Source organism: Actinomadura spongiicola (assembly GCF_003432485.1).
GTDB classification, from domain to species: Bacteria; Actinomycetota; Actinomycetes; order Streptosporangiales; family Streptosporangiaceae; genus Spirillospora; species Spirillospora spongiicola.
In genome coordinates, this window is record NZ_QVNQ01000013.1 from 63,292 (window position 1) to 87,721 (window position 24,430).

The 24,430-nt window shown below is 65.5% G+C and carries 27 protein-coding genes; 11 read left to right on the forward strand and 16 right to left on the reverse strand.

Annotated elements, in window-relative coordinates:
• Positions 1–28: 28 nt before the first annotated feature.
• On the forward strand, positions 29–1,318 hold the full coding sequence (locus D0T12_RS35075) for a helix-turn-helix domain-containing protein (RefSeq protein WP_147339698.1): 1,290 nt from the start codon (positions 29–31) through the stop codon (positions 1,316–1,318).
• On the opposite strand, the gene D0T12_RS31425 is transcribed toward D0T12_RS35075, so the two are convergent.
• Positions 1,299–1,862: a nucleoside-triphosphatase gene (locus tag D0T12_RS31425; protein ID WP_158581695.1), complete on the reverse strand. Its 564-nt coding sequence runs from the start codon at positions 1,860–1,862 to the stop codon at positions 1,299–1,301. The two genes, D0T12_RS35075 and D0T12_RS31425, sit on opposite strands and share 20 nt — an antisense overlap.
• A gap of 180 nt (positions 1,863–2,042) precedes the next feature.
• On the opposite strand from D0T12_RS31425, the gene D0T12_RS31430 reads away from it, so the two are divergent.
• Entirely contained in the window at positions 2,043–2,810 is a 768-nt protein-coding gene (locus tag D0T12_RS31430; protein WP_233526406.1) for a DUF6879 family protein, read from the forward strand.
• Between the two features lie 21 nt (positions 2,811–2,831).
• Here D0T12_RS31430 and D0T12_RS31435 read toward each other — a convergent pair whose 3' ends face one another.
• Complete coding sequence (locus tag D0T12_RS31435; RefSeq protein ID WP_199487816.1) at positions 2,832–3,716, reverse strand: helix-turn-helix domain-containing protein; 885 nt, start codon at positions 3,714–3,716, stop codon at positions 2,832–2,834.
• Between the two features lie 247 nt (positions 3,717–3,963).
• Between D0T12_RS31435 and D0T12_RS31440 the strand changes: the two genes are divergently transcribed.
• The 5 genes from D0T12_RS31440 to D0T12_RS31455 all read left to right on the forward strand — a co-directional run bounded on the left by D0T12_RS31440 (position 3,964) and on the right by D0T12_RS31455 (position 7,462).
• Complete coding sequence (locus D0T12_RS31440; protein WP_117404279.1) at positions 3,964–4,341, forward strand: hypothetical protein; 378 nt, start codon at positions 3,964–3,966, stop codon at positions 4,339–4,341.
• Positions 4,342–4,428: 87 nt separating this feature from the next.
• Positions 4,429–4,578 carry a hypothetical protein gene (locus D0T12_RS36075; protein ID WP_170180442.1) on the forward strand — a complete coding sequence of 50 codons (150 nt, stop codon included), beginning with the start codon at positions 4,429–4,431 and terminating at the stop codon, positions 4,576–4,578.
• Positions 4,579–4,665: 87 nt separating this feature from the next.
• A complete protein-coding gene (locus D0T12_RS31445; protein ID WP_117404281.1) occupies positions 4,666–5,853 on the forward strand; it encodes a JmjC domain-containing protein in 1,188 nt (395 codons plus the stop codon).
• Positions 5,850–6,638 carry an aldo/keto reductase gene (locus tag D0T12_RS31450; protein ID WP_199487817.1) on the forward strand — a complete coding sequence of 263 codons (789 nt, stop codon included), beginning with the start codon at positions 5,850–5,852 and terminating at the stop codon, positions 6,636–6,638. The genes D0T12_RS31445 and D0T12_RS31450 overlap by 4 nt, the downstream gene beginning before the upstream one ends.
• The gene (locus D0T12_RS31455; protein ID WP_117404283.1) at positions 6,635–7,462 is read left to right on the forward strand and encodes a phosphotransferase family protein; all 828 of its coding nucleotides are present in this window, start codon (positions 6,635–6,637) and stop codon (positions 7,460–7,462) included. The genes D0T12_RS31450 and D0T12_RS31455 overlap by 4 nt, the downstream gene beginning before the upstream one ends.
• 362 nt (positions 7,463–7,824) lie before the next feature.
• Here D0T12_RS31455 and D0T12_RS31460 read toward each other — a convergent pair whose 3' ends face one another.
• The 10 genes from D0T12_RS31460 to D0T12_RS35080 form a co-directional block, all read right to left on the reverse strand.
• A complete protein-coding gene (locus tag D0T12_RS31460; protein WP_117404284.1) occupies positions 7,825–8,283 on the reverse strand; it encodes a pilus assembly protein TadG-related protein in 459 nt (152 codons plus the stop codon).
• Positions 8,280–8,747 carry a TadE/TadG family type IV pilus assembly protein gene (locus D0T12_RS31465; RefSeq protein WP_117404285.1) on the reverse strand — a complete coding sequence of 156 codons (468 nt, stop codon included), beginning with the start codon at positions 8,745–8,747 and terminating at the stop codon, positions 8,280–8,282. The genes D0T12_RS31460 and D0T12_RS31465 overlap by 4 nt, the downstream gene beginning before the upstream one ends.
• Positions 8,747–9,148 (reverse strand): TadE family protein, encoded by a 402-nt coding sequence (locus tag D0T12_RS37100; protein ID WP_158581696.1) that lies wholly within the window; start codon positions 9,146–9,148, stop codon positions 8,747–8,749. Before D0T12_RS37100 ends, D0T12_RS31465 begins: the two co-directional genes overlap by 1 nt.
• Positions 9,149–9,173: 25 nt before the next feature.
• Positions 9,174–9,365 (reverse strand): hypothetical protein, encoded by a 192-nt coding sequence (locus tag D0T12_RS31475; protein ID WP_117404287.1) that lies wholly within the window; start codon positions 9,363–9,365, stop codon positions 9,174–9,176.
• 25 nt (positions 9,366–9,390) lie between these two features.
• Positions 9,391–10,275 (reverse strand): type II secretion system F family protein, encoded by an 885-nt coding sequence (locus D0T12_RS31480; protein WP_117404288.1) that lies wholly within the window; start codon positions 10,273–10,275, stop codon positions 9,391–9,393.
• Positions 10,272–11,135 (reverse strand): type II secretion system F family protein, encoded by an 864-nt coding sequence (locus D0T12_RS31485; RefSeq protein WP_117404289.1) that lies wholly within the window; start codon positions 11,133–11,135, stop codon positions 10,272–10,274. Before D0T12_RS31485 ends, D0T12_RS31480 begins: the two co-directional genes overlap by 4 nt.
• On the reverse strand, positions 11,132–12,403 hold the full coding sequence (locus D0T12_RS31490) for a CpaF family protein (RefSeq protein ID WP_158581697.1): 1,272 nt from the start codon (positions 12,401–12,403) through the stop codon (positions 11,132–11,134). The genes D0T12_RS31485 and D0T12_RS31490 overlap by 4 nt, the downstream gene beginning before the upstream one ends.
• A 152-nt stretch (positions 12,404–12,555) precedes the next feature.
• Positions 12,556–13,365: a hypothetical protein gene (locus D0T12_RS31495; RefSeq protein WP_117404292.1), complete on the reverse strand. Its 810-nt coding sequence runs from the start codon at positions 13,363–13,365 to the stop codon at positions 12,556–12,558.
• Entirely contained in the window at positions 13,362–13,955 is a 594-nt protein-coding gene (locus tag D0T12_RS31500) for an SAF domain-containing protein (protein ID WP_158581698.1), read from the reverse strand. Before D0T12_RS31500 ends, D0T12_RS31495 begins: the two co-directional genes overlap by 4 nt.
• A 931-nt stretch (positions 13,956–14,886) precedes the next feature.
• Positions 14,887–15,462 carry a hypothetical protein gene (locus tag D0T12_RS35080; protein ID WP_147339699.1) on the reverse strand — a complete coding sequence of 192 codons (576 nt, stop codon included), beginning with the start codon at positions 15,460–15,462 and terminating at the stop codon, positions 14,887–14,889.
• Between the two features lie 99 nt (positions 15,463–15,561).
• On the opposite strand from D0T12_RS35080, the gene D0T12_RS31510 reads away from it, so the two are divergent.
• From D0T12_RS31510 to D0T12_RS31525, 4 genes are all read left to right on the forward strand, one after another.
• Positions 15,562–16,005 carry a hypothetical protein gene (locus tag D0T12_RS31510; protein WP_117404298.1) on the forward strand — a complete coding sequence of 148 codons (444 nt, stop codon included), beginning with the start codon at positions 15,562–15,564 and terminating at the stop codon, positions 16,003–16,005.
• 102 nt (positions 16,006–16,107) lie between these two features.
• On the forward strand, positions 16,108–16,524 hold the full coding sequence (locus tag D0T12_RS31515) for a hypothetical protein (protein ID WP_147339700.1): 417 nt from the start codon (positions 16,108–16,110) through the stop codon (positions 16,522–16,524).
• 59 nt (positions 16,525–16,583) lie between these two features.
• The gene (locus tag D0T12_RS31520; protein ID WP_147339701.1) at positions 16,584–17,843 is read left to right on the forward strand and encodes a cytochrome P450; all 1,260 of its coding nucleotides are present in this window, start codon (positions 16,584–16,586) and stop codon (positions 17,841–17,843) included.
• A gap of 461 nt (positions 17,844–18,304) precedes the next feature.
• Entirely contained in the window at positions 18,305–21,169 is a 2,865-nt protein-coding gene (locus D0T12_RS31525) for an OmpA family protein (RefSeq protein WP_158581699.1), read from the forward strand.
• 91 nt (positions 21,170–21,260) lie between these two features.
• On the opposite strand, the gene D0T12_RS31530 is transcribed toward D0T12_RS31525, so the two are convergent.
• The 4 genes from D0T12_RS31530 to D0T12_RS35085 all read right to left on the reverse strand — a co-directional run bounded on the left by D0T12_RS31530 (position 21,261) and on the right by D0T12_RS35085 (position 24,399).
• Positions 21,261–21,758, reverse strand: a complete 498-nt coding sequence (locus D0T12_RS31530; protein WP_117404468.1) for a hypothetical protein — start codon at positions 21,756–21,758, stop codon at positions 21,261–21,263.
• Positions 21,759–22,330: 572 nt separating this feature from the next.
• On the reverse strand, positions 22,331–22,807 hold the full coding sequence (locus D0T12_RS31535; RefSeq protein ID WP_117404306.1) for a hypothetical protein: 477 nt from the start codon (positions 22,805–22,807) through the stop codon (positions 22,331–22,333).
• A gap of 14 nt (positions 22,808–22,821) precedes the next feature.
• Positions 22,822–23,715: a phosphoadenosine phosphosulfate reductase domain-containing protein gene (locus D0T12_RS31540; protein WP_117404307.1), complete on the reverse strand. Its 894-nt coding sequence runs from the start codon at positions 23,713–23,715 to the stop codon at positions 22,822–22,824.
• A gap of 384 nt (positions 23,716–24,099) precedes the next feature.
• Positions 24,100–24,399 (reverse strand): hypothetical protein, encoded by a 300-nt coding sequence (locus tag D0T12_RS35085; RefSeq protein WP_147339703.1) that lies wholly within the window; start codon positions 24,397–24,399, stop codon positions 24,100–24,102.
• Between the last annotated feature and the right edge of the window lie 31 nt (positions 24,400–24,430).

Consider the following 24,430-nt stretch of genomic DNA (forward strand, 5'->3'; position numbering starts at 1 on the left):
CCACGGTCCCCGCCCGATACCGCAAGACGTGTTGGCCGGCTGGTTGGGCCTGACCCAAACCCAGGTCAGCCGCTACGAGAACGGCGCCGCCGTCACCGACCTGAAGAAGCTCATCGCCTGGGCTCGCACTCTTCGGATCCCGCGGCAACATCTCTGGTTTCGGATGCCCGGTCACCCGCCGCCGTCCAAAGGTTCCGATGCCCCCGACGATGCGCTGGATGACTCGACCTCACCGCCGCGGCCGGGCATGCTGGCAGCAAGAGAGCCAGGACAAGCCGAAGGAGACGACACGCGCCGCAAAGACTTTCTCGCAGGCGCTGGAGTAATGCTGGCGAGCATTCTGGCGCCGCCGCTCATTCACAACTGGCGAGAGCCTTCGCCATCCAACCTCCCTCACCTAGACGATCAACTTCTTGCTCAGCTCCGTGCACAGACCGAAGGCTTTCGGTGGCTGGACCGCCAGGAGGGAGCTGCCCAGCTGCTGCCGAGCACGACAAAGCATGCCCGTGACCTCGCTACGTTCTGGCGCCTCACCGACGACCATCACGCCTTGCGTGACGAACTCGGCGTCCTCGCGGCCGATGCATGTCATCTGGTCGCCTACCAGGCGTTTGATCAAGGTGGGCGTGTACAGGCCATGGAGTGGTACCGGAGCTCCGCCGATCTCGCTGGCCGAGCACGATGCCAAGACCTTTACGTCTTCGCCATGTGCGGCGTCGCGTACATGCATGCTCGCAACCAGAACGGCGGCATGGCCCTGTCGGTCCTCCAACAGCTCCAGCCGCTGTCGTTGTCGACAGCCGCGCGTTGTTACCTCGCGGTCTACGAGGCCCACGCTCATGCCGCCACCCCCCAGCTCGGCAAAGCGAAACGGGACGCCGTCCTGAGCGCGTTGGATCGAGCTGCGTCGTACGCCGACAAAACGCGGGACGAGCCCCCGTCGCCATGGCTCGGCATTCCAGGAACCTCGTTTGTCGAGCGTCAGCGGGCATTGACCATGGCCTCCTTCGGCGATCAGGAAACTCTCGATCTGCTCGATCGACTCGAAAAACAGACTTCCGCTGTGTTTCAGCGGTATCAGGTCACCTTGGTCACCAATAGAGCGCTGACATATGCGAGCCGAGGAGATGTCGACCGGGCTGCTGGCCAGCTTGTCAGAGCCGTAGAGCACAACTTGCACGTTCGATCCGTCGAGAAGCTCAACCTGATCCGGCAGGCCCGGAGCGTGCTCGAACCACATCGCGACAGTCGGGCTGTGCGGGCTGTCGACGAACTCTTGATGGATCAGCGAGTCGCCCTCATTGCGGGCGCCCGGTAGAGCCAGGGCCTCGATCTCCGCTCAGCCGGGACGCCAAGATCGCGGCTAAGGTATCTCGGTTTGTCTCCGTCACCGTCACCAGTTCAATATCGTCACGCGCTTTGAGTTCGTCCAGTCCCGGATGAGGCGCCAGCTGCGCGGTCGCTACTAGTGGTCGCGACCGAGCGAGGAGGTCTTCCAGCCCGGCCACGAACGCGTCCGACAAGAGCTCCATGCGGGCGAGTTCGTCAACGACGATCACATCGGCGTGGGCTATTGCATGATTTAGAGCAGGCAGTGCGATGTGTTCCAGGGCGGAAACGTTCACACGGTAACGGCCCACGCGAGGGCCATCCTCCCAGTCTTGATGCGCGATGAGCGCTGCAGGGCCATCGATCTCTTCCATGGTGAACCCGATGCGGCGACGGTCCTTGCGGACTTCGGTCGTCAGGATGCCTCCTACTCGAAGACCTGCGGCTTTCAAACGCTTGACCAGGTCGTCCACGACGGTGGTCTTGCCGATGCCCGGTGGCCCGACGAGAAGGATGCGCGGCTGGGCGGTCATGGGCCCAGAATGACAGAGGTGCTTGCCTTCAGTCTCGACCGGCTGGCGTGCCATGTCACGCATCCCGTGTTCCGGGTGGGCTGATACTCACGGGATGGTCAGGCCGGACGTTGACCGGGTCGGCGGTCGGGGGTGAGGGTCGGGATCGGTCCGCAACCTCTCATCCCGATGGAGGGCTCAGTGACGGAAGACATCGAGTTCGTCGGCGAAACCGACCAGTCCCCGCAGGGCAAGTGTCCGGCCGTGTGGCGGGACAAGACGGGTCTTTACGTGCGCGGCAAGACCGTCACTGATCCGGTGGTCCTAGCCAGGCTCGCCCGCGACAACGAGGAGGCGGCGGACGAGTCCACGGTGTGGCTGGCCAATGACATGATTCCCAAAGTGGCCGAGGCGGCAGCCGGGACGTTCGAGCCAGGCCGGACGGGTCATGGCCCGGTGACGGTGTACGACCTGCTCAGGCAGGTGCAGCGGTCAGCGCTCCACCTGGAGATGCGCGACACCTACGATGCCAGCGCTCCCGCGTTCCATGACTGGCTGGCAGGCGGCCCCGGCGACCTGGATTGGACGGAGTGGAACTCCATCGTGTCCTCGGCGGTGGAGCGCGGCGCGGAGTTCCGCCGTGCCCGGATCGTATCGGAGCCGGTCACGGACTACATCGCGTGGGAGCACATGCTCACCGAGCACAACATCAAAGCCGGTGAGGACGTGCGCTGGCTGCCGCGGCGTCGCGCGTTCGACTTGATGCTGCCCGGTGCCGACTTCTGGCTGCTGGACCACAAGCTTGTGGCGTTCAACTTCTGTTCGGGCGACGGCACCGACACAGAAGAGGAGGAGTTCACCTCTGACCCGGACACCGTCGCCCGATGCCTGCTGGCGTTCGAACGGGTCTGGGAGCGGGCCATCCCGCACGCCGAGTACAAGCCGCCACGTAGGTCGGCAGAGCGCTGATCACCCGTCCCTTTCGCCTTCTCAATCAAGGCTCAGTAGGACCCGGCTGATGATCGCTCTGACGCGGTCGCCGTGTACGGCGAGGGGGAAAAGCCGTTCCCACGCCCGGACGTAGGCGGCGATCTCGTCCGGGTGGGTAACGGTCAAGAAGCCTGACACCAATTCCACATTCACCAGGGAGTCGTCGGTGATGAGGAACGGTTCTTCGGGCCACACGCCAGGCCCGTCCCCGCCGTAGGAGGTTCTGCGGTCGCCGGTCAACGGGATGACGCCGAGGGACACCGACGGCCAGCGCATCACGTCCAGGAGATGCCGGAGCTGTTGGGTGTGCACATCGGTCGGCACCGAGCGCAGCCATAGGACCGGCTCCTCGATGAGGAAGACGAAACGCGCGCCGGGGCGGCGCAGCACCTGTTGACGGTCCATGCGTTCGGCGACGGCTTCGCCGACATCGTCGGTTTCCACCAGTTGCTCGACCTTTACCGCCGCCAGGCATTCGCGGGTGTAGGCGTCTGTCTGGAGCAGCCCAGGGATGACGCGGGTCTGGTAGTCGCGCATCAGTTTGGCTCGCTCGTAAATGTCGCGTACGGACTCCTGCGCTCGTTTCAGCCCGCCTCGGTTGAGTCGCTGGTAGGTGACCCACATCCCAGCCACGGCGCGCTGCTCGGCAAGCAGCTCGTTCGTGCGCTGTTCTGACGCACCACATAGGCGGCACCACAGCCGGACGTCGGCGACCGAAGCGGGCCGGTTGGCGCGTTCGACCTGGGAGACCTTGGTGGCGTCCTTCCACCCGGCGCGGCGCGCGAACTCCCGGCCGGTCAGGCCGGCGTCGGTGCGCAGTTCGCGGAGCTGGTCGGCGAGGCGCTGCCGGGCCTGCTGCGCGGAGGAGGACGACGAGGACGGCACAGAGCGATCCTTACCTACGGCGAGCTCGTCACCAGCGGAGATTGACCAGGGTTGACCCCTGGTTCTATCGAAGCCCTTCGCCGTCGAGCGAGTCGGGGGGTCAACTTTCGTCAACTCTCTTCCGGCGGGGCCTGGCCGACGGTCAGTGTCGGATGACACCAAAGGTTCACGCATCCCGCTCGGAGGGGCCAATGCCGACCGCCGTCACCACTGGAGCCAACTACGCCCCTTGGGCCGGGGAGGCCGCGTGATGGCGCTCGATACCCCGCGCGAAACCGACCAGAGGACCATTCCCCGCGCCAGCGAGTCAGCAGCCGGTGAGAAGGCCCTGCGCCCCCGAACTGTGCTGCTCGCCCTCGCCGGGGATTTGTGTGATCTCGGAGTCCACTCGCGCTTGGCGACCGACGTCGGCGACGACCCGCAGGTACTGCGGTGTTGGAACCCGAACCGGCGCGGCACGACGGTCCAGGTGGCGTGCCTATATGCCACTGACGATCGCTTGCACTTGCGGTACCACCCGACCGGCGACGAACTCGGCGATGCCAACGACATCCACCGGCCGGGGCAAGCGCAGGCGCATGCCTGCACGATTGCGGTGGCCCTTTCGGTGCCGGTGCGCAGGTGAATGCAAACGTGAGGGCCGACAGGGCACGCGGGCCACCTCGATCCTGCGACTGTCCGCTACGTGACCCCTTCGGAAGGTGATCAAACGATGGACACCGCTACCAGCGATCTGCTCATAGCTGTAGAAACCCTCGCCGCCGTCCACGACCGGTTCGACTCCGAGCACTCCGACCCGACCGGCACATCAGTCGGTGACGACGGCGAGAACAAGGACCACAACTTCCCCGGCCGAGGCTGACGCCCCCCAACCCATCGAAAGGACGGAGGGCCCGAACTCCCGCAGCGGGCCCTCCCCACCTTCAAGCAAGCCTCAAAGGAGCACGTGATGGAACACCTCATCGTCTCGGCGATGGAGCAAGCCCTCGGTTGGAGTGGCCCTGGCCGGGTGGGAACAGACTTCGTCCGGGGACAATTGCCTGGTACGGGTGTGGCCGCCCGTCTGCTGACGCCGACGAAGCTGCTGGACCTGGCGACCCGACGGAGCCTGACCACACCGCAGCTACGGTGTTTCCAGTCCGGACGAGAACTTCATCCCTTCCTGTACTGCACCGACGAGATCGGCCGTCGCGGCCAGAGTATCCGTATGGTCGACACCATCAAGCTCGATGCGATCCTGCGCGAGGGGTGCACTCTCGTTCTGGACGAGATCGACGTGTTCGACCCGGTCCTTGAGGTGTTTTGTCGTGCCATGCAGTGGTGGTCGCACGAGATCGTGCAGATCAATGCCTACCTCACCACACAGGAGGCGGCAGGGTTCGACATGCACTGGGACGACCACGACGTGATCATCTTCCAGGTGGCGGGCGAGAAGAGCTGGGAGGTGCGCGCCCCGTCGCGAAACGCGCCGATGTACCGGGACGCCGTCACCGCTACCGAACCCAGCCGGGACGTCGTTTGGTCAGGCGTCCTGAAGGCCGGGGAGGTCATGCACATCCCTCGGGGACACTGGCACCGCGCCACTCGGGAAGGCATGGGGGAAGGGTTCAGCCTGCATGCCACCGTCGGCTTCGTGAAGCGGACCGGCGTTACGTGGATGAACTGGCTCGCGGACCAGAGCCGCGCCGAGGATCTATTCCGGACCGATCTGGACCGGTGGGCCGAGCCGGAAGCGTGGGCGGCACAACAGGCCGAACTCCTCGCCGCCGTGGCAAAACTGGCGGCAGAGCACACCCCGGCCGAGTCCCTACACGCTCGGGAGACACAGCGCCCACCCGCCCGGCAAATTCCCGCCTTCGACCTGTTCGGCGAACCGCACGGAGCGGTGTGCGTCACCCAATTCGAGCCGTCCATCGAACAGCACGGCGACACCATCGCCGTCTTGGCGGCCGGCAAGAAGCTTACCTTCAAGGCACGAGCCGCCAACGCGCTGGAATCGCTGCTCAGCGGTGCACCGGTGCAATTCACCGACGCCGACACGCGCACCGTGGCGGCGGCACTGGTGAAGGAGGGGATATGCGCGCCGATGACCGAGGAATTGTCCTTGGGCTACACCGGTCTAGTCACCTGCGCGTGACGCTGGAGGCCGCGCTGGGCCTTGGAGTCCAACGCCTCGACACCGCCTTCAACTATCTGAACTTCACATCCCATTCGACGCTGACACGGGTAGCCGGGGATCTGCTAGGAGAGTTCGAGATCTCCACCAAGGTCGGCTTCTTCCCCGAAGGGCACAGCCTCGACCCGGTCCGGCTCAGGCGGGCGGTCCAACAGAGCGCGGCTGACCTCGGCCGTACCCCCGACCTGGTGTTCCTGCACAACCCGGAACGATCACTGGACGGCCTCCCGCCGAGTGCCGGAGCCGACATACTCGCCTCCGCGACCACAGCCCTAGCGGAAACCAAGACGCAGGGAATCACGAGGGCGTGGGGAATCTCGACGTGGCGGCCCGGCATCCTTACCCCTTACGCGGAGTCGGGGCGGCTGCCCATCCCGGATGTCCTGATGACCAGGTGCGGCCTCACCGTCAGTGACCAGGCCCTTAGAGCCGCTGAAGACCTCACGGCGCTGCTGCGCATCACTCCCGCCTCCCGGTGGGGCATGGCACCGTTCGGTGGTGACGCTGTAGGCGTCCCCTGGCCTGCCGCCCGCACCTTCGCCCACGGCGAGCAGGAGCCCAACCCAGTGCTGGCAGCGTTCGCCGCCGCCTATCACCTGCCCGAGGTGTCAACCATCGCCGTTGGTGCTGACCAGCCCGCCCACCTGGCCGAACTGGTCGCAGCTGTCAGCCTCGACATCGACCAGAGCAGAGTTGCGGCGTACCGGGCGCTGCTCGCCGACCGTGAGGCTACGGTGACCCCGTGAACCTGTACGACCTGTCCCAGACCCCACACGACGACGTCCTCACCGTCCTCGAATCCCGCCTCGGGGTCGTCCTCAACCGCAGCGAAGCTCACTACAGCGCACTCAACGGCACCGCCGGGTTCCCGACCAGCACCGGAACCTGGGTGCGTCTGAGTTGGTACCAGCCAGAGAAGCTCAATGCCCAAGCGCTCACCGGGTTCGAGGCAGCGCTCGCGTTAGACGGTGTACCCCGCCCGGTCTGGCAGGCCGCCGCATCCTGGTATGACCAGGGCCGCAAGGTCGTCTGGCGAGCCGAAGAGATGACCCGGACCTCCGACCCGGTGATCTCACCTCAAGCCGCCATCCCTTCCGACCCGGGGCTGCCAGACGCGTGGTGGTCGGGCCTGCAGACAGCCTGCAAGACGCTCGCCGGGCATGTAACCGACCGCGTGTGCATGACTCAAACCCACCTGTCCGGCCGGATCGCCGACGCCTACGGAGAAGGGATCGACACCACCATCACCGACTGGGCAACCGTCCACGGCGACCTGGGGTGGGCGAACCTGTGCGGGCCAGAATTGGCGATCATCGACTGGGAGAGTTGGGGGCAGGGACCGGCCGCACTCGACGCCGTATCCCTGTGGGCCGCATCCATGCGGGTTTCTGACCTAGCCGACAAGGTCACCGAGGTGTTCGCAGACGTACTGTCCACCAGAACCGGGCAACTCACCCGACTCATGATGTGCGCCAACGTCGCCCGTGCCTTTAAACGGACCGGGCGGAAAGGGCCCCTCACCGACCCGATGGCGGAAGCCGCCGGAAAGCTACTCGACCAGTTGAGGTGACCTGCCCCGCCATCGCCCCGCTGAAGTGGCGCGGGTTCAAATACAGGGACGGGAGAGTTTAGCGGTTAGACGACCTTGGTTGACGCTTCTCCGTGAAGAACCGAAGCCGAGTCTACAGCCGGTTTCAACCGTGACCTTCATGAGCATCAAGAAGGGCACTGGAGGCCGATTGGTGCACCATCTCCGGGCGATTTAGGCTGGCGGGAAATCTGCCACTTCTCAATTATTGCCAGCAGAGATTCACCGTGGGACTGGCACCGGTACAACCATCAGCGCGCGTTCGACCCCCGCATCATCGCGGTGCACCCTACCGTGGAGCGCCCCGGGTTGCTTGCAGGCCTCGGCACCGGTATGCGGATGGGTTAAAACCCATGGTGCTCCCGCTCGACGCCTTGGAGTAGGTCGGCGGTGGCGGTCTTGGTCACCTGGAGGTCACTGATGCCGATAGCTGACAGCAGGATGGCGGGTTCGCTGATGGTAACGGTCACGCGGATTTTTCGGCCGTTGGTGATACTGACGGACCCGGTGTTTCCGCTGCTGGCTAGGTACGCGCGGGCGGCGCTTACAGCGGCGGTACGGTCGATGACGAACCGGCCCCCTTCGGCGTAGGCGCGGTCGCGGTCGATCCGTCCCGCGCCGGCACGGGCGGCTTCCTCGGCCACGGCGGAGGCTTCGCGGGCGGCGCGGAGTTTGGTGCCGCCGTCGACAACAAGGCCTGCGGCGGCCAGCAGGGCGAGGAAGAACACGATGACGAGCAGGCTGATCGTTCCGTCGTCTCGGGTCCGCAGTTTCCGAGTGGTGGTAAGGATGCTCCATCTCATGGTTGCCGCCCGCGGTATGGGTCGATGGGGCTGGTGAAATGCGATTTCACGGTGGTGGTGGGGACTCCGGCTAGGGAAACGTCGGCGAGCTGGACGGTGCACGTCACATGCGCGGTGACGGTGGCTGCGGTTCCGAGGGGGCGGGCGAACCCGGAGGTGTCGACGCTGACGTGCGCGGGACAGTTCATGCCTTCGCGGGTGAGCGCTGCTTGGGCGCTGCTGGTCGCGATCGTCTGGGCGGTGGCCGGGTCGCGGGCGATGCTGGCTTGGCGTGCGGCGTCGCGTGCGGCGGCCTCTACTGCCTGGTGAGCTTGGGTGATGCGTCCGGCAGCGATGACGAACAGCAGCATGACGATCAGCGCGGGGGCGAAGACGACGAGCTCCAGCGTCACCGATCCGCGATCGCCGTAACCGCTCGACGTGGAGATCGTGTGGCGGGGACGCGGGGCAGGATGTTCGCGCATCACCCGCCTCCGGTGACGCTGTTTCCGGACGGCACCGTGAATCGTTCGATGGGGCCGCGGGCGACTTGGTCGACGCGCAGATGCAGGCCAGGAATCACGGATATGGCGGTTCCACGCACGCGGACCACGATGGTGGTGGCGGTGCTGTCGCTGGTGTCCACGCTCGGAGACTGGAGGAAGCCCTCGTTGTTGCTGCGGGCGAAGGTGAGGGCGGTGGTGCTGGCCTGGGCGGGATCGGCGCCGTAAGCACGGGCGGTGCGGACGCCTTCTTGGGCGGCGGCCAGGGCGGTGTTGCGGGCGTGGAACCACAGCGCGGCGTTGATCGTCAGCAGGACGGCCAGCAAGGCGATGGGTACGGCGATGACGGTCTCTAGCGTGATGCTGCCCCGGTCATCGCTCATGGTGCCTGGGTCCATTGTGGCGGCCCTATTTGATCTGGTTGGCGTGAGAGTGGATCGCGGACACGATCTTGGTGGCGGCCCAGATGGCGGCGGCGAAGAGGATGCCGATGATCACCATCCATTCGAGGGTGATGCTGCCGCGGTCCCGCGCTTCGCCGCGCCACATGTCGAGACGGGCGCGCAGGTAGGCCAAGTCTGGTGGGAGCTGCGGCTTCATAGCAGGGATGACCTCCATAGCTGTGTTACGAACCGGTGATGCGGGCGTAGGCGGGGTAGCCGAGCAGGATTAGATAGCCCAGAACCGACAGGGCGACGGGCAGGGTCATGGTCTCGGTGCGGGATTTGGCGCGGGCGAGCGCGGCGGCGAGTTGCTGCTCGCGTAGGGAGGCGGCCTTGGCGGTGAGGCTGTCGAGGATCGCGGCGCCTTGGGTGCCAGCGCGGTGGGCGATGGCGGCGGTGTCGGCGAGTTCGTGGACGCCGATCTGATCGGCCAGGCGGGCGAGTTCGTCCCACGGGTCGCGGGTGCCCCGGGCCGCGGGGTCTACGGTGGCGGCGATCCGTTGGAACGCCCAGCCTCGGCACACACGCGCGGGGGTTTCCAGGGCCTCGCCGGGGCCGGCGCCGCTGGCGCGGGCCATTTTGATTAGGTCGAGGTAGGCGATGAGCGCGATCTTGAACTCTTCGCGTGCTTCTTTGGCTTGGCTGCGCAGCGCGATGTCAGGCGCGGCGAACATGATGGCGGCGTAGGCCACGGTGGAGCCGGTGCTGACCAGCCACGGCACGGGCGGCATCAGCAGTGTCCACAGCACGGTCGGCACGGCGAGCCCGAGGCCGGTCATGGCGAGCTTTTGGACCAGGTACTCCTCCGTGGACTTGCCGATGAGCGCCAGGTCCCGGCGCGGGATCCTAACGTCGAGGGCGGTTCCCGTGATGCGTGTCGCCAGCCACCGTCCGGTCTGTGCTGTTCGACCATGGGGGACAACGTCGGCCGCTGGGCGTCGTATTGGCGGGGCGAAGCGGTCTACGGCGGCGGCCAGTTGCGGCGGGGCGGGGAAGAGTTCTCTGATGCAGAGGAACAGTCCCAGCCCGACGAGGCCCCCGGCCGCGAGCACCAATGTGATCGTCATCGGCGTCTCCGGTGTTCTGGCAAGAATCGGTGGCCCGGTGCGGGCGAGGCCAGCCGGTGTAGCCACACGACGGTTCCGGCGTACAGCGCGACGACGAGGACGAGCATCAGCTGCCCGGCCGGGGTGCCGAACGGGGCCACGTAGGTGCGGTTGAGCATGGCGAAGCCGACGAACACGGCGAGTGCGACCATGACCCAGAGGGCGGTGGTGCGGTGGGTGGCGCGTTCGGCATCGATCTCGCGCTGCATGGCCACGTCCTTGGCCACGGTGTCGGCGAGCGCGGTGAGCACCTGGTGCAGCCCGCGTCCGCGGACCTGGGAGGCGATGATCAGGGTGGCGGCGATGGTGTCACCGACCGGGTGTGCCAGGTCGTCGGCGAAGGCGCGCAGCGCGTCTTCGGTGGTGACGCGGTACTCCAGCCGTCGCCGCAGCGCGGTCACTTCGGCGGCGATCGGGCCGGGCGGGCTGGATGCGGTGGTCAGCAGTGCCTCTTCGATGCCGGTGCCGGTAGTGAGGATGTCGGCGAGCTGGCGGGTCCATGCCTCCATGGCTTCCAGCCGAGCGATGCGTCGCTGCGCGGGCCGTCCGCCCAGCAGGCGTGGCAGGGCGATGACGGCGGCGGCAACCGCGATCGCGGCCACTGGCCACCCAGTGGCCGCCCACCCTCCGGCGCCCGTGGCCACGGCCGCGGTGGCTTCCACGAGGGTGCGGCGCGATCGCCATTTCGTCCAGTGCCGTCGCGGGCGACCGGCGGGTGGTTCGGGCAGTAGATCCGTGCGGGTCCAGGCCGCCACGATCAGCAGCAGGCCGGCGATGACCAGGCTGGCGGCTAGCGCGGCGAGAACGGCGTTGTTGGTCATCGGGCCGCCCCCCTTTGGAAGTAGGACAGGTTGAACCCGGCTGCTTCCAGCTCGGCGGCGCACTGCGGCAGGGTGTGTGGCACCGCCCGACCGTCCCGTCCGGGGACGTAGACCTGGTTGCTGGCTGGTTCGTCGGTGTCGCCGGGCGGCAGCACCTCCAGTACTTCGGAGACGTACCGTTGATTCACTGGGTGGCCGTGCTGGTGGTGGACCTGGTGGGTGAGGTGGACGACGAAGTCCACCGCCATGCCCGCGAGGTGGAAGAGCGTGGCGGGCGGGTAGGTCAGGCCGCCGGAGTCGGCCAGGATCAGCATCCGGGCGAACACTTCGCCTGCCGAGTCGGCGTGGATGGTGCATAGCGAGCCTTCGCCGCCGGTGTTCATCGCGGTCAGCATCGGCACCAGCTCGTCGCCGAGGACTTCGCCGACGATGATCCGTTTGGCGTTCAGGCGTAGCGCGTCGGTGACCAGCTGGCGGACCGGGATGCCGCCGACGCCTTCGGCGTTGGGCTCGCGGGCTTCCATCGCCACGATGTCCGCGTGCCGGTGCGGCAGCGTGTGCAGGAACAATTCGTACTCGTTCTCGACGGTGACGATGCGTTCGTCGCGGTCGATGTCGGCGGCCAGCGCGCGGGCGAAGGTGGTCTTGCCGCTGCCCATCCCGCCGGTCACCACGATGTCCTTGCGGGACCGGACGGCGGCGCGCAAGAACTCCCGTAAGCCCGGGTCGAGGGTGCCGTAGTCGACGAGCTGGTCCAGGTCGACGTCGAGCATCCGGTGTCGCCGGATCGATAGGCACGGCCACGGCGTCACCGTCATCAGCGCGGTCAGCCGCGAGCCATCCGGCAACGCCAAACGAAGCTTGGGCTTGGCGGGCGAGAAGTCGCGGGCGGTCTGGCCCTGGTAGGCGCCCCACCGGCGGATCAGCTCGACCAGTTGCGCGTCGGAGTCGGCGACCGGTTCACCCGGCTCTTTACGGCCGTCGGCGTAGTTGACCCAGACTTGGTGCGCGCCGTTGACGTCGATCGTTTCGATGTCTGGGTCCTCCAGGAGCGGCTGGAGCGCTCCGAGCCCGAACCGTTCGTTGTAGACGGCGCCGACCAGTCGCGCTTCCAGTTCTGCGGTGAGCCGGTAGCGGCCCGAGCCGGCCTGGTCGGCGATCCACGCCCGTACCTCGGCGGCGATGAGCGTCCGCGCCTGCTCTGGCGTGGTGTCCGCAGTGATTTGGTCATCGAGGGCCTGGTTGATGTCGGCGACCGCGCTGCGCACGGCTGCCTCCTCTACACCCGCCCGCGCCCCGGGCAGAGCGCCCGGTCTCCAACCAGCCGGGCGCCGGTCCACGAGACCGCCGGTTGAATGGTGTCCAGTAACCGAGCTGGGCCATCCAACCGATCCACCGGTGGGCCACAGTGAACGGTTGCTCATTGCCGCCCCTCTCCCACCGCTGGGGCCCGTCCGGAACTCGGTCCGGTCAAGGCCATGCGTTGTGCGGTCGTGAAGCTCAACGCTTGGTTTGCGGCGGTGCGGGCAGCGCGCATGAGCGGACTGACTTCAATTCGTCGACGGGCCCGATCGCTGCCGCCGCCCCGCGACAGCACGCTGGCGGCCTTTTCGTCGATCGGCAGCGTGGCCGTCACCGCGAACTCGCCGAGTTCGGTGCGAAGGTCGCGCACGGTGTAGGGGCGCCCCCCAATCAGGCACAACGCCAACGGCACGGTCGGGCCCAGGGCTTGACGGAGTCGGGCAATCCGCGGGCGTGCCGCAGCGACCTGAGCCAGCGTCGGCCGCATTACAACGGTTACCAGCTCGGCGGCGCGCAACAACGCGAAGGGCTGCTCCGGGCTGATGGGCCCGGTGTCAGCGAGCACGGTGAACGGCAGCGCCGAGAATGTGGCCGCCAGATTGTCCCAGGTGGCCGCCGAGAACTCGGTTGCCAGGAAAGGGTCGACCAAACCGGGAAGTAGTAGATGCTGGCGTTCGTCGTCCAAGGCGATGGTCTGCTCCCACAGCGCGGTCCTGGCGGCGTCCGAGCCGCGCACGGCGGCCAGCGCCAGATCCCACAGCCCGCCCACCGGCGGTGTATGGCACTGGAAGTAGCCGCGCAGAATCTGTCCGCCTGCCGGGGAGCACTCGGCCAGTAGCACCCGGCTCGGCCAGGTCAGCGCCATCGCAAAAGTCGTGGTGGTGGTGCCGGGGGCGTCTCCGGGGCTGGTGAAGGCGATCATGCTCACTGCGGCCTCCGTGAGGTCACCACCACCGCCAGCCGCCCAGTGGATGCCTGCTTGGCAATCGCCGGGCCCACCCGGGCGTCGACCACGAGGTCGACCCGCACGCTGCCTTCGGCATCGGGGGCACTGACCCGATCAACAGTCGCCGCCGTATCCTGCGTCAGCTGATCTCTGGTCCCAGGGGCTGCGGGGTCTTGTCCTTGTTGGCCAGGGGCGGCGATCACTAGGACTTGGTCACCTGGCGCCAGCCCCCGGGCTGGGAGCTGACTGGCCTTGAGCGCGACCGGGACCACTTGCTGACCTGGTCGTGGACTCAACTCAGTGGTCACCTGCGAGGGTGCCAGCAGCGTGCCCTTGTGCAGATCCACAGCTGCGACCCGCCCCACGACTTGCTGGAGTTGCCGCCCGGGTATGAGCGACACGCCTTGGCCAGCGTCCACCTGCGTGGTCGCTACGTCCGACACGGTGATCTGGGAGCCGACGGACACATCGCGGGCGACTATCACGACCGCTGTGCGATCACCGATCCCGGTGTAGAGGTAGGCGGCCGACAGCGCCCCGGCCAGAACCAGCAGCATGCCGATGACGACCATCCGGCGGCGCCGCTGCCGCGGGAGAGTAGGCAGCGGATCTGGGCCGCGCGATTGATGGCCATCGGAGCTGGGTGCAGGGGTGTACTCCTGGACGTATGGGGCTTTGCGCGCCATCATCGACCTCCCGTCACCGCTTGGCCCTCGGCGACTCGCAGCGAGAACGTTGCCGACCGCGACAAGGCCGGTAGCGCACCCCCGGCCCCTCCGGAACCGACCCAGGTCCCACCCCACGTCACGGTCACCGTCACCTGATACGCCGACCCCGGCAGACCCGCCGACGAACGCTGATAGGTGTAGGAGCACTCTGACCGCTGCGCGTGTGCGGGGAGCCTGCGGTCGTAGGCCCGGCCGGCGCCGCTACAGTTCACCGATGGCAACCCCGACCCCGGATTGATCACCAAGCTGGTCGGTCGTGCTGTGACCTGGGCCCAGACACCGCCGGCCGACACTCGATCGGTGTGGCTGGTCCAGTTGGTCACCCAGAACCACTGCGGCAGTCCCACCAGTCCCTCCGACCCACGCGGCGGTGCGGTCCGCACTTCGGGTTTGGGGATCGGAAGCCGCCCCCACGCTTGCTGGGCCAACTGCACAGGCGACACGGTCGGAGCTGGCGCGTTGCCTGCGGGAGCTTCTCCAGGGAAGGTGAAGGGACCGCATACGTCGGTTCCGTACCGCCACGCACCACAGATGGTTACGGGGCCAGCGGCGCCATCACCCTCGTCTCCGCCCGCGGGTGGGTCTGGTGCTCTGTTCCCGCCGTCGCCACCGCCGGAGTTGCCGCCGTGGCCGGGCTTCTCGGCGCCGTAGCCATAGCCCCACGGGTAAGGCTCTGGCGGAATCGGGTCTTGTCGCGCCATTGCGACACCCGCGGGTGCTACGGCGCAGGTCATCGCGACAGCCAGGCCCGTCGCCGTTATCGATAGCGGACGCCCTAGCAGCGTCCTAGTGGAGAGATGCGAGTGATACGCCATTGCCGATCAGATCCTCGCGCAAGTGTTGCTCGTAGATGATCGTTTGGTGTCCCGCGACTGGTGATCTTCCCTGTGCGGGAGTTCTTCAGCTGCGCATTCGTGCTGTTCTGGCAATCCCACACCGTCGCCTGGTTCCCTTTGACCTGCACCTTTTCGATGCGAACAACGATGTGCCCGATGGAGGTCAGGTTCTTGGCGTGGAGCTCTTCGATATTGCCGAGTACGTCGTCGAGGAGCGGCTGCGCTGCGTATTGCCCGAGGAGCTCACGGCGATGCTGTGGGCGGGCGGACTGTTCAGCCTGGGGGAGTACCACCCAGTACTGGCTGTAGCTGTGTTTAACCGCGTCCTGGACCGTCGTCGATGCCGCTGGTGGGCTGGGTGCCCGGCTGGAGGGGAGTGACACTGGGTCATCGTTGCCGCCGCATGCACTGATCAGCAGCGCGGCGAACAGGAGTGTTTGATGAAGGGAGGGTGTGTGAGCAGGCGAGATGTCAGGGCTCCGCGCTGTATCAGCCGGACCGTAGTGTCGCCTCATGATCTCCGTCCTCTGTCGCGAAACTAGGACGATCTGTCGAGATAGTAAGACACTGTCGGGTAGGGTTGTAAAGAGGGACGGGCGGGTGAGGAGAGGCGCATGGCAACGACACCCGAACCGCGGCAACTGGCGCTCAGCGAGTTCGTCCGCGATCACAACGCTTCTGGGCTCAGCTATCGACGCATGGCTGTACGTGCGACCGACCCGCAGAGCGGACAGACGCTCGGGTTTCAGTGGATCAGCAAGCTGGCGGCGGGGCAGGTGGCCAAGGCTCCTGAGCCATGGCAGATGCGCGCCCTGGCCGCCGCCATGGAGGTCCCCGAAGAACTGGTGAAAACTCTGGCCGCACGTCAGTGGCTGGAGTATGAGATCAGCGAAGTCAGGCTCGGCTCGGATGAATGGATCTTGTTCCGCCTGGCGAGAGACCTGCCAGATGAGGACAAGCGCATGCTCCGCCGAATGGCCGAGGAGTTCGTCCGCCGCCAGACCCGGCGCCTGAGCGAACCCCCAGATGACGCGGACACGGGGGCGCCTTCGATTTGAGGGGGATACGTTCGGACCTATGTGGCAGAGGGAGTGTGCATCGACTGTCCATGATTATGATCGACAGAAACCCGAGAATTCGCTAAGCCGTAGGGGGATGAAATGAGCATCCCGTCACGATTCGTCAGGCTAGGTCCGGAGGAAATGGACGAAAGGCTTGGTCCTGTCTTAGTTCACAGGACTTTTGCAGGCTGGATCTACTACTGCCGCGCAGACAAGATCTCTGAGGAACTCGCCCGTGAGTTCGAGGCGTTAGCCAACCGCTATACCCAAACCACTATTTCGCTTACCACCCCGACCGAGCCGAGACCCGAGATCAGGATGCACCGGCTCCCACCAGAACAGATGCCCGCCCCGCTACAGCCAGCCGTGCTCGATCTCCAGGGCAGCGTCCACACTGTCTTCGTCCGCGAGGATTTGATCACTCAAGATATGGCCGAAGCTTTAGCCGACATCAACGCGGAGCAGAACCGTTATGCGCGTCGCCTTCCAGTGATTGCCCCCCGCTCTGACTCATAACTACACGAGCACGCGCAGCGCACAGTCCCTCCGACTTGCCGACGCGATCGGAAAGCACCGTGGAAGAACCTCATGCCTCGCCCGCAACGTCCGGTGAGCCCACGCGCCTGCTACGTCAGATCCTGGCCGGTGATCCCGAGGTGGATCCGTTCGTCCTATACCGGCAACTAAGAGACCAGGCACCCATCCTTCGCACCGGCTCGGACTGGATCGTTCTATCCCGCTACAGCGACGTCGAATCCGCTCTCCGCCACCGAGCCCTTGGACGAGGCGACGAGAGCGTTGCTCACCTCAAGTACCTACCGCAGGATGAGGCCGAAGCGGTTATGAACCGCTGGCGGCACACCATGGTGTTCGCCAATCCACCGCACCACACCCGGCTACGCCGACTGGTCAGCTCCGCCTTCACACATCGCCACGTCGGGGCCCTGACGGCAACGATCGGCAGGCACAGCGACCAACTCCTGAACCAACTAGCCCAACAGCCCGGCGGAGACTTCATCAGCACCGTCGCCTTCCCGCTCCCCACCCAAGTGATCGGCGAACTGCTCGGCGTACCCTCCGCCGACCGGCCACGGCTCGCCACCTTGGTGCCCCAAGCCATGAAAGTCTTCGAACCCTTCACCGATCCCACCATTCTTGGCAGGGCCGCCGAGGCGGAAGCCGAACTGGCCGACTACTTCACCCGCCTGCTCACCCACAAACGCCGCCACCACAAAGGTGACCTGCTCACCCGGTTGGCGGTTGCCCGAGATGACGAAGCTTTGACCGACACCGAGATGATCGCCACCGCGATCTTGCTTCTTGGAGCCGGGCTGGAGACCACCGCCAAGCTGCTCGGCAACGGCCTGCATACCCTGCTCACCCATCCTGATCAACTGGATCTACTTCGTTCGAACCCCGACCTGATACCCCGCGCGATCGAGGAGATCCTGCGCTTTGAGCCGCCCGCCCACCTCAACCCGCGCACCGTCCTTCAGCCATGCACGCTATCTGACATCGAGCTGGTACCCGGGCAATTCGTCATCGCCCTTCTCGCTGCAGCCAACCGCGACCCGGCGCAATTCACCGACCCTGACCACTTCAACATCAACCGCACCCAAGCTCCGCCATTGTCCTTCGGGAGTGGTATCCACTACTGCCTCGGAGCCCACCTTGCTCGGCTAGAAGCGACCGAGTTCTTTCGCCGCATGCTACGCCGTTATCCAACAATCGAGCTCAGCGGACAACCGCACCGCGAGCGGGGCAGTAATCTGCGAGGATTCATCAATCTACCAGTACAACTGATCGGACCGGTTACTCACCAGCCGGTGTCGTAGCGATGAGACAGCGGCGGTACATCGGTGTGGGCCCACCTCTCAGCGGAGCGAGCCGTCGCCACGGCGAGGGACCTGACTGGTTCTGGCCTCTTGCGATCTCCGGCGAGGCCGTCTCCAGGCGCCTCCGGACGACGAATTCATGTCTCCCCAGCTCGTTTGCGCAACCTGCAGTGCCCAAACCGATCACTGCAAGCCGGCGAACTCACCGAACGAAGCTGAATTCCAATCCTTCAATGTCGGCGAGCCTCAGCAGTACGAACGCCCCATCGTTGCCGTGTGCTGCTGTTACGTGCTAATTCAGTAAGGACGACGACCTCCCCACCGTCGAAGCACAGGAGTCAATTTTCAGCACACGGATCTTCATGGTTCCCTCCCCCTCGCCACGTCGGTGGCGCCGCCGCATCGGCAGAGTCTTGCGGGGCATAGGCTCGGCCCTGGTACTAGGCGCGGTCACAGTCGGCGTGCCGTACCTGTTCGTTGCGCTCGCCGGATCGCCGATCCCCGAGCGGATCCTCGACTGGGACGAGATCCTTTCTACCTTGTCCCGACGCGACGACGGAACGCTGTTTCTCGGCTTCCTCACCTACGTCGCCTGGGGCTTTTGGCTGATCTGGATTGCACTGCTGGTGCTGGAGACCGGTGCCCGGCTGCGGGGCCGACCCGCGCCGCACATTCCAGGACTGGATGGCCCTCAACGTCTGGCTGCGCTCCTGGTCACCACGCTGGGTGTGGCCGTCATCGGAACGACAGCTGCCGTGAGCCGAGCAAGCACGCTCCCCTCCGTGCCTCACAATGTGGCTGCCGCGGCCCCGCCCCCATACACGCAGTCCCCCTCAGCAACCACCGATTCCGACAGTGCGGTGGGCGGCCAGTACGATTCGCCCTCCACTCTCACGAGCCGCGTCAGGCCCCTGAACCGGGATGCGGCGCCTGGCCAGTCGGCCACCCGCCCGCAGAGACACCAAGTCACGGTGCGATTCGGGTTCGGGTCTGCCCAGTTGTCTACGCCTGTCAAGGAGGCTCTGGCTCGGACAACCCGCGACATCGGAACCGATGCCGACCCGGCACAGCCGATCAGCATCGTCGGCCACACGGACGCACACGGCCCCGCCGACTACAACCAGCGCCTGTCGATCCAACGGGCTCGCACCGTCCGAGAGGCGCTCGGTGAGCTGGCAGCCCACGGCTTTCGGTTCGAAGTCAGTGGCAAAGGCGAGCGCACGCCGATCGCCGTCGAGACCCACGCGGACGGCAGCGACGACCCATCCGGGCGAGCACGCAACCGCCGCGTCGAGATCACCTACACCCTCAAAACCCGGCATGCGCCACCGGCCAGCCCGACCGCCAGGCCACCTCACGAGCAGGGCGACGGTAACTCAGGCAGCCCGCCACCCTCACCACCGGCCACTCAGACCGCCCCCTCCCAGCCGACGCCACCACCCACCCCGTCGGAGACGGCGACAACATCTGGAATCCCGTCGGAATCGGCCACATCGCAAGGCTCATCTCCCACGAGCCCACCCGCCTCCACAGATCACCCATTCACGGTGGACCTCCCCTCCGGCGCGATCGTCGGCCTGTCGTTCGCAGCCGGTGTCGGCACCGCGCTCGTGGTCACCCGGCTGCACCGGCGCCGCCGGCATCGCACACCCGCCACCGGCCCCGATCTGGCCCGCCACGAACCGCCACCGTCGCCGACCATCCGCCGACTACGGCGCGTCGACCTCGGCCGCGAAGCGCAAAGTTCCGATCCTGAACAGCCACCCGACGAGCCCAGTCGACTCCACCTGTTTCCGCTGCCATCCAGCGGTCGGATCGTCCTGGGAGTACGTGACCACCAAGAGATCACAGTTCCGATCGGCGGATTCCTCGTCGGACTGAAAGGGCCCGGTGGGATCGCGGTCGCCCGAGCACTGCTGCTCACGTTCCTGATGCACGCGGGTGACCACGATGTGGAGATCCTCATCCCCCGCAGTGACGCAAGCCAGGTTCTCGCACTAAACCCCGACCAGGTCGAAGAGCTCACCCAATACGCCCGAGCCTTGCGCGTTACCGCTGACCTGAACGCGGCACTGCGGCTGCTGGCGTCCGAGCGCATCCACCGTGCTCGCCTGCTCGACACCGCGCCCGACAGCCAAGACCTAGAGGCGGTCCGTCAGGCCGACCCGACCGAGCCCCTGCCCCGACTGGTCCTGATGGCTACCTCCGCCCCAGAGCAGCAGCGCCGCTTGGAAGCCGTAACTGTGGCCGCCTCCGATTACGACATCGCCATCATCACTCTCGGCGAGCACCCGGTCGGCCCCACAGTGCATCTCGACGACGCGGCACAGGTCACCTCCTGGACCGGTGCTGGCACCGACATCTGGGACGGGCTACGCCTCTTCCACATCCAGCAACAGGATGCCGACCAGGTCCTCGAACTGATCCGCAGCGCGCACGGCGCCCCAGAGCCCGAATCAGAACCCCAGCCTGCGGCGCAGACGAAGACAGCCGCGCGCCCCCCGGTGTCCATGACGCGGTCGGCGCCACTGGTGCCACAGGCTCGCGGGGACCGCCCCGTCTACTTGCAGGTCCTAGGACATCCGACCGTAAGAGTTGACGGCAAGATTCTAGAGACCGGTATTCGCGGCAAGGGCCGGGAGCTGTTGACCCATCTGGCCGTCCACGCCGAAGGCGCCAGTCGCGACGCGATTGTGGCGGCGCTGTGGCCGGACGTCGACCACAAACATGCCGTGATGCGCTTTCACGCCCTGCTGCACGAAACCCGCCAGACTCTCAAACGAGCTACCGGACGAATCGATGACAACTTCATCGCCCGCACCGCGGATCGCTACGGCATCGATCCCGAACTCATCAGTGTCGACCTGTGGCGTTTCCACACCTCCCTACATGAGGCGTCACAGGCCGAACGCGACCAGGACCAGGCAGTGCTGCTGCAGGAGGCCGCCGACACCTACCAGGGGCACCTGGCCGCTGAGGCATCCTTCGAGCAGGCATACGAATGGATCGAACCCGAACGGGAGACGCTACGGCGCCAAGCCGTCGAAGCCTTGATCCACCTGGCCATCCTCTACGAGCGTCACGAACCCGAGCGAGCTCTTACGGTCCTCGAACGCGCACGATCGCTCGACCGCTACGCTGAAGAGATCTACCAGCACATCATGACCTTGCAGGCCAAGCTCGGCCGGTCTGATGCCGTACGACGTACCTATCGTCTCTTGGAGACCTCCCTGGAGGATCTGGCAGTCGACCCGAGCGAGGAAACCCAACAACTCCTGTGGCGCTTGCTCCACCCCCGCGGTAGCTCACAAATGGGTCAACGCTGAAGCAGAATCGGTTTTGTAGCTGAGAAGCGATTACGACATATCGATACTGAGATCCATTAGCGTGAGCGATTGGATAGCGCACGGTAGTGAGTCAGTCTTCAGTTGGCGATTCATCGTCTAGAAGGGCGCGCAAGAGCGAGTGCCCCGGCATGAGGTCACCGGGGATGACCGGTACGGTGAATACCTTGGGGTCGTCGAAAACAGGTTCGCCGCTGGGCCGGCGTGTGTAGGGCACGACGCCGTAGTCGATGCCGTCTTCTTGATCAAAGCCCATCCACGTGACGCCCTCCTCCTCCCCGGGGCGCAGCGGGTGGGGAGAGGGGGCACGAGCGGCCACATCCCGCTCGTTGATCACCCAGACCTGCGGGACGGCCAGAACCCATCGGACTGCGGCAACACGGCGGACGTGGACGGCTGCTCGTTGCTCGAACGCGACTGCGGCGGCGCGATCCCGCAGATAGTCGTAGTCACTGAGCATCAACTTGCGCTGCCCGTCGAGTGCGGCGATCGCCAGGTACTCGTTAGCCCGGATGTGCCGCTCCTGTCGCTCCACAACGTCGAAGAGCACTGCCGCAAGGTCATCGTTCATCTGGCACCACCCTTCCACCCCATCCATGCCGGAGCAAGGTTCCCCGTCGGGGCCGGCCGCTGGAAGGGATGCAGGTAGAGCCGTCAGGCGAGGCACGGCTGGCCTGCGGCCACCCAGGGGCCAGGCCCGACGCCAAGATCGGTGCGTCGGCCAGCGCGCTACGCGCCTCCTCGACCCCTGCGCGCTGATCAGCCAGTGGCCCGCCGATGTCGACGACGGCCCGGGTATCCGCCACTGGGAGGATGTGCTGGTCGTGAAGGCGCGGCTGCGGGTCCACAAGGTCAGGGACGCGCGTGGGCCCTGGCCGTCAACAGGGTCCAAGTCGCACGGTCCTGAACCACCAATGATCGCGTGTGGCAGTGGCCGGATCAGCCTTACCGGCTCTGTGTCCGAAGGCGTATCATGAGGGAGCGATCGGTCTCCTACTGTGTTCTGCTATCTAGTATGGGATTTGATCAAAGGGGTCGACCCCCGCGTACGGGGGTCGACCCTCTTACATCCGGTCACATGGTGACAACTCGCTTTGGCGGTGGCCGCTCCTGGATTCCTCGCGCGTGTCCATGGTGGATGCATCAAGAGTCGGGGGTCATCGCTGTGACGAATGCGTTGAGCTGCCCGAGGAGCGAGTTTGCAGATTGCTGGGCTTCACGGAGGATCCCAAGCGCTGCATCAACTCCGCACACCGCATCAGCACCGAGCTGCCCCACCTCCATCGCTGGGCCAGCGAGAGTCACCGCCACAGGGGCGCTGACGTGCAGTAGGAATCGATAGCACCAATCATTGCCGTCGTCGATAAACTCAATAGCAGTAGTGGCGTGTTCGGAATGGGATAGCACCTCCTTCTGATCATGGGCTCGCTCGATCAAGCAGGAGACAGCGTCTTCCTGGCCCGGCTCACGGGGCCGCCAAGCAAGATGGACTTGCGGCCCTATTCTCCTCCCTCGGTTCTCAATTGGGTCATCCAGATCAGCCAGTTCGTGCGCGACGACAAGCTCGCTCAGCCACTCCCGCGCTGCCTCCTCGTTGAGGGTAAAGGGCTTCATCACCATTCTCCGATTTCGATTCATTTCGGGATCTCCAGCCCATCAACGGCTATCGGCCCATCGACCCGGTTGATCGCCTCGGCTTCGGCGAGAATCTGTGCCATAGACACATCGGGCCTGAACTGGTGTTCCATCGCTGCTTCCAGTTCCGCACGGCGGCGGGCGCCAGCTGGGTCGAGCCGGGCTGCGGTCACCAGATGCCGACGACCCGCCAGAACACAGAACCGGCAGGAGAGCCGGGGCAGCACGGCATAGATTGGATGAATGCGGGTACGTGCCTTGGCGAGTCGTGCCCAGACCTGCTGCACTTTCCAGTCAAGCAACGGCAGCCATTCATCGACCTCGCGCTTGGTTTTGTTGGAAGCGCGGGCATCGTTTCTATAGGGGACCATGGCTGCCCGATCGATACTCTCCTCAGCCCGCATCCCCATGATATTTAGAATCCGCACCCTGCGCCCGATGACGCCCAGGGCTCGCTTTTCAGCCACGAGCCGGGTCATGAGTTTGTGTACAGGGGCCCGCTTCATGTCACTTGTGCAAAATCTACGAGCCTTGTCCGGCCACTTTTGCTGTCGTCGAGACTCGATGTGCTCAGTCAACCCTTGCTGGCGCATCGCTCCTGCACCGTCTGGCACTTGACGGAATACGACCTCATGGCGTACGCAGTAGTGTGCTGCGTGTTCGGCCGCTAGTTGTTTAGTTCCCGGCCATTCGTCCTCATCGCCGAGGTCGCAAAATACGGTGACGAGACGATCGCCGACGTCAGCCTTTTTTGTGGCTTCTACGACAACATCGAGCATTGCTTGAGAGTCTTTTCCGCCAGATATGTTACAAAGAAGTATGTCGTAGGTTTTCAGGTCCGGTGGTGCGCTGTAATCGGCAGATAGGTGTACTGCGTTGTTTGGCTCGGTCATGTCCGCACCTGGTCTTGCGAGAAAGATTCGCACGCCCGTAATCCGAGGGAGGGGCGACGCTGGTTCATGGGGCACTGATAGTCGTGAGAAGTGCCGCTCGACTCAGCCTGCGGCGGTGTGGGCCGGTCATTGCGCAGAGCAGCGCCCCTGCCCTGTCACAGGCGAAATCATCCTGGCTGGTAGAGGCCAGCAGCCGTTTCTGGCGTGGAGCAGAGGCGGGGAGCCTCAAGCCGTGGCCCCCAGTTGCTGCTGTGTATGGGGCTGCTCGGAGAGAGGGATTGAAGTTATTGGCATGGTGCCGACCGTTGACGGCGTCGGTCTCAGATGACCCGTACGACGCGGGCCAAGCGACGAAGAGGTCGTAGGAGCGTTGGCCTTGGAGGTTTAGACCGTGGTCAAGTGGGTGAATACCTCTTGCGCGATCTGCTGGTTTGGAAAAAACTTCGTGCGAAGTCTTGGGGTGTTTGGCTTGGGTTCCAAGAGATCGCGGACGATGAACCACCGACCGGCGCTGCCCTGAAGCTGGTAGCGATATCCGTTTGCCTCGGCCACATCGATGACGCGGATACGCCTGTAGGGCGTGCTCTCGGGAATACCGGGCCACCAGGACAGAGCATCAGGGATCCAGCGATCTGCTCGTTCCCAGAGCCGAAGCAGTTCATCGGGCGAGTGGGGGACTTCCACGCCGTCGTCGGTGCGGATCGTGGTCCACCTG

Bases quoted from the DNA above. Each gene is read 5' to 3' on its own strand.
- D0T12_RS31530 (WP_117404468.1), bottom strand. From the start codon at position 21,758: ATGAACGATGACCTTGCGGCAGTGCTCTTCGACGTTGTGGAGCGACAG.
- D0T12_RS31465 (WP_117404285.1), bottom strand. From the start codon at position 8,747: ATGCGCGAACATCCTGCCCCGCGTCCCCGCCACACGATCTCCACGTCG.
- D0T12_RS31540 (WP_117404307.1), bottom strand. From the start codon at position 23,715: ATGACCGAGCCAAACAACGCAGTACACCTATCTGCCGATTACAGCGCA.
- D0T12_RS31515 (WP_147339700.1), top strand. From the start codon at position 16,108: ATGAGCATCCCGTCACGATTCGTCAGGCTAGGTCCGGAGGAAATGGAC.
- D0T12_RS31500 (WP_158581698.1), bottom strand. From the start codon at position 13,955: ATGGTCGTCATCGGCATGCTGCTGGTTCTGGCCGGGGCGCTGTCGGCC.
- D0T12_RS31510 (WP_117404298.1), top strand. From the start codon at position 15,562: ATGGCAACGACACCCGAACCGCGGCAACTGGCGCTCAGCGAGTTCGTC.
- D0T12_RS31535 (WP_117404306.1), bottom strand. From the start codon at position 22,807: ATGGTGATGAAGCCCTTTACCCTCAACGAGGAGGCAGCGCGGGAGTGG.
- D0T12_RS31460 (WP_117404284.1), bottom strand. From the start codon at position 8,283: ATGAGATGGAGCATCCTTACCACCACTCGGAAACTGCGGACCCGAGAC.
- D0T12_RS31475 (WP_117404287.1), bottom strand. From the start codon at position 9,365: ATGAAGCCGCAGCTCCCACCAGACTTGGCCTACCTGCGCGCCCGTCTC.
- D0T12_RS31485 (WP_117404289.1), bottom strand. From the start codon at position 11,135: ATGACCAACAACGCCGTTCTCGCCGCGCTAGCCGCCAGCCTGGTCATC.
- D0T12_RS37100 (WP_158581696.1), bottom strand. From the start codon at position 9,148: ATGAGCGATGACCGGGGCAGCATCACGCTAGAGACCGTCATCGCCGTA.
- D0T12_RS35080 (WP_147339699.1), bottom strand. From the start codon at position 15,462: ATGAGGCGACACTACGGTCCGGCTGATACAGCGCGGAGCCCTGACATC.
- D0T12_RS36075 (WP_170180442.1), top strand. From the start codon at position 4,429: ATGGACACCGCTACCAGCGATCTGCTCATAGCTGTAGAAACCCTCGCC.
- D0T12_RS31480 (WP_117404288.1), bottom strand. From the start codon at position 10,275: ATGACGATCACATTGGTGCTCGCGGCCGGGGGCCTCGTCGGGCTGGGA.
- D0T12_RS31425 (WP_158581695.1), bottom strand. From the start codon at position 1,862: ATGACCGCCCAGCCGCGCATCCTTCTCGTCGGGCCACCGGGCATCGGC.
- D0T12_RS31445 (WP_117404281.1), top strand. From the start codon at position 4,666: ATGGAACACCTCATCGTCTCGGCGATGGAGCAAGCCCTCGGTTGGAGT.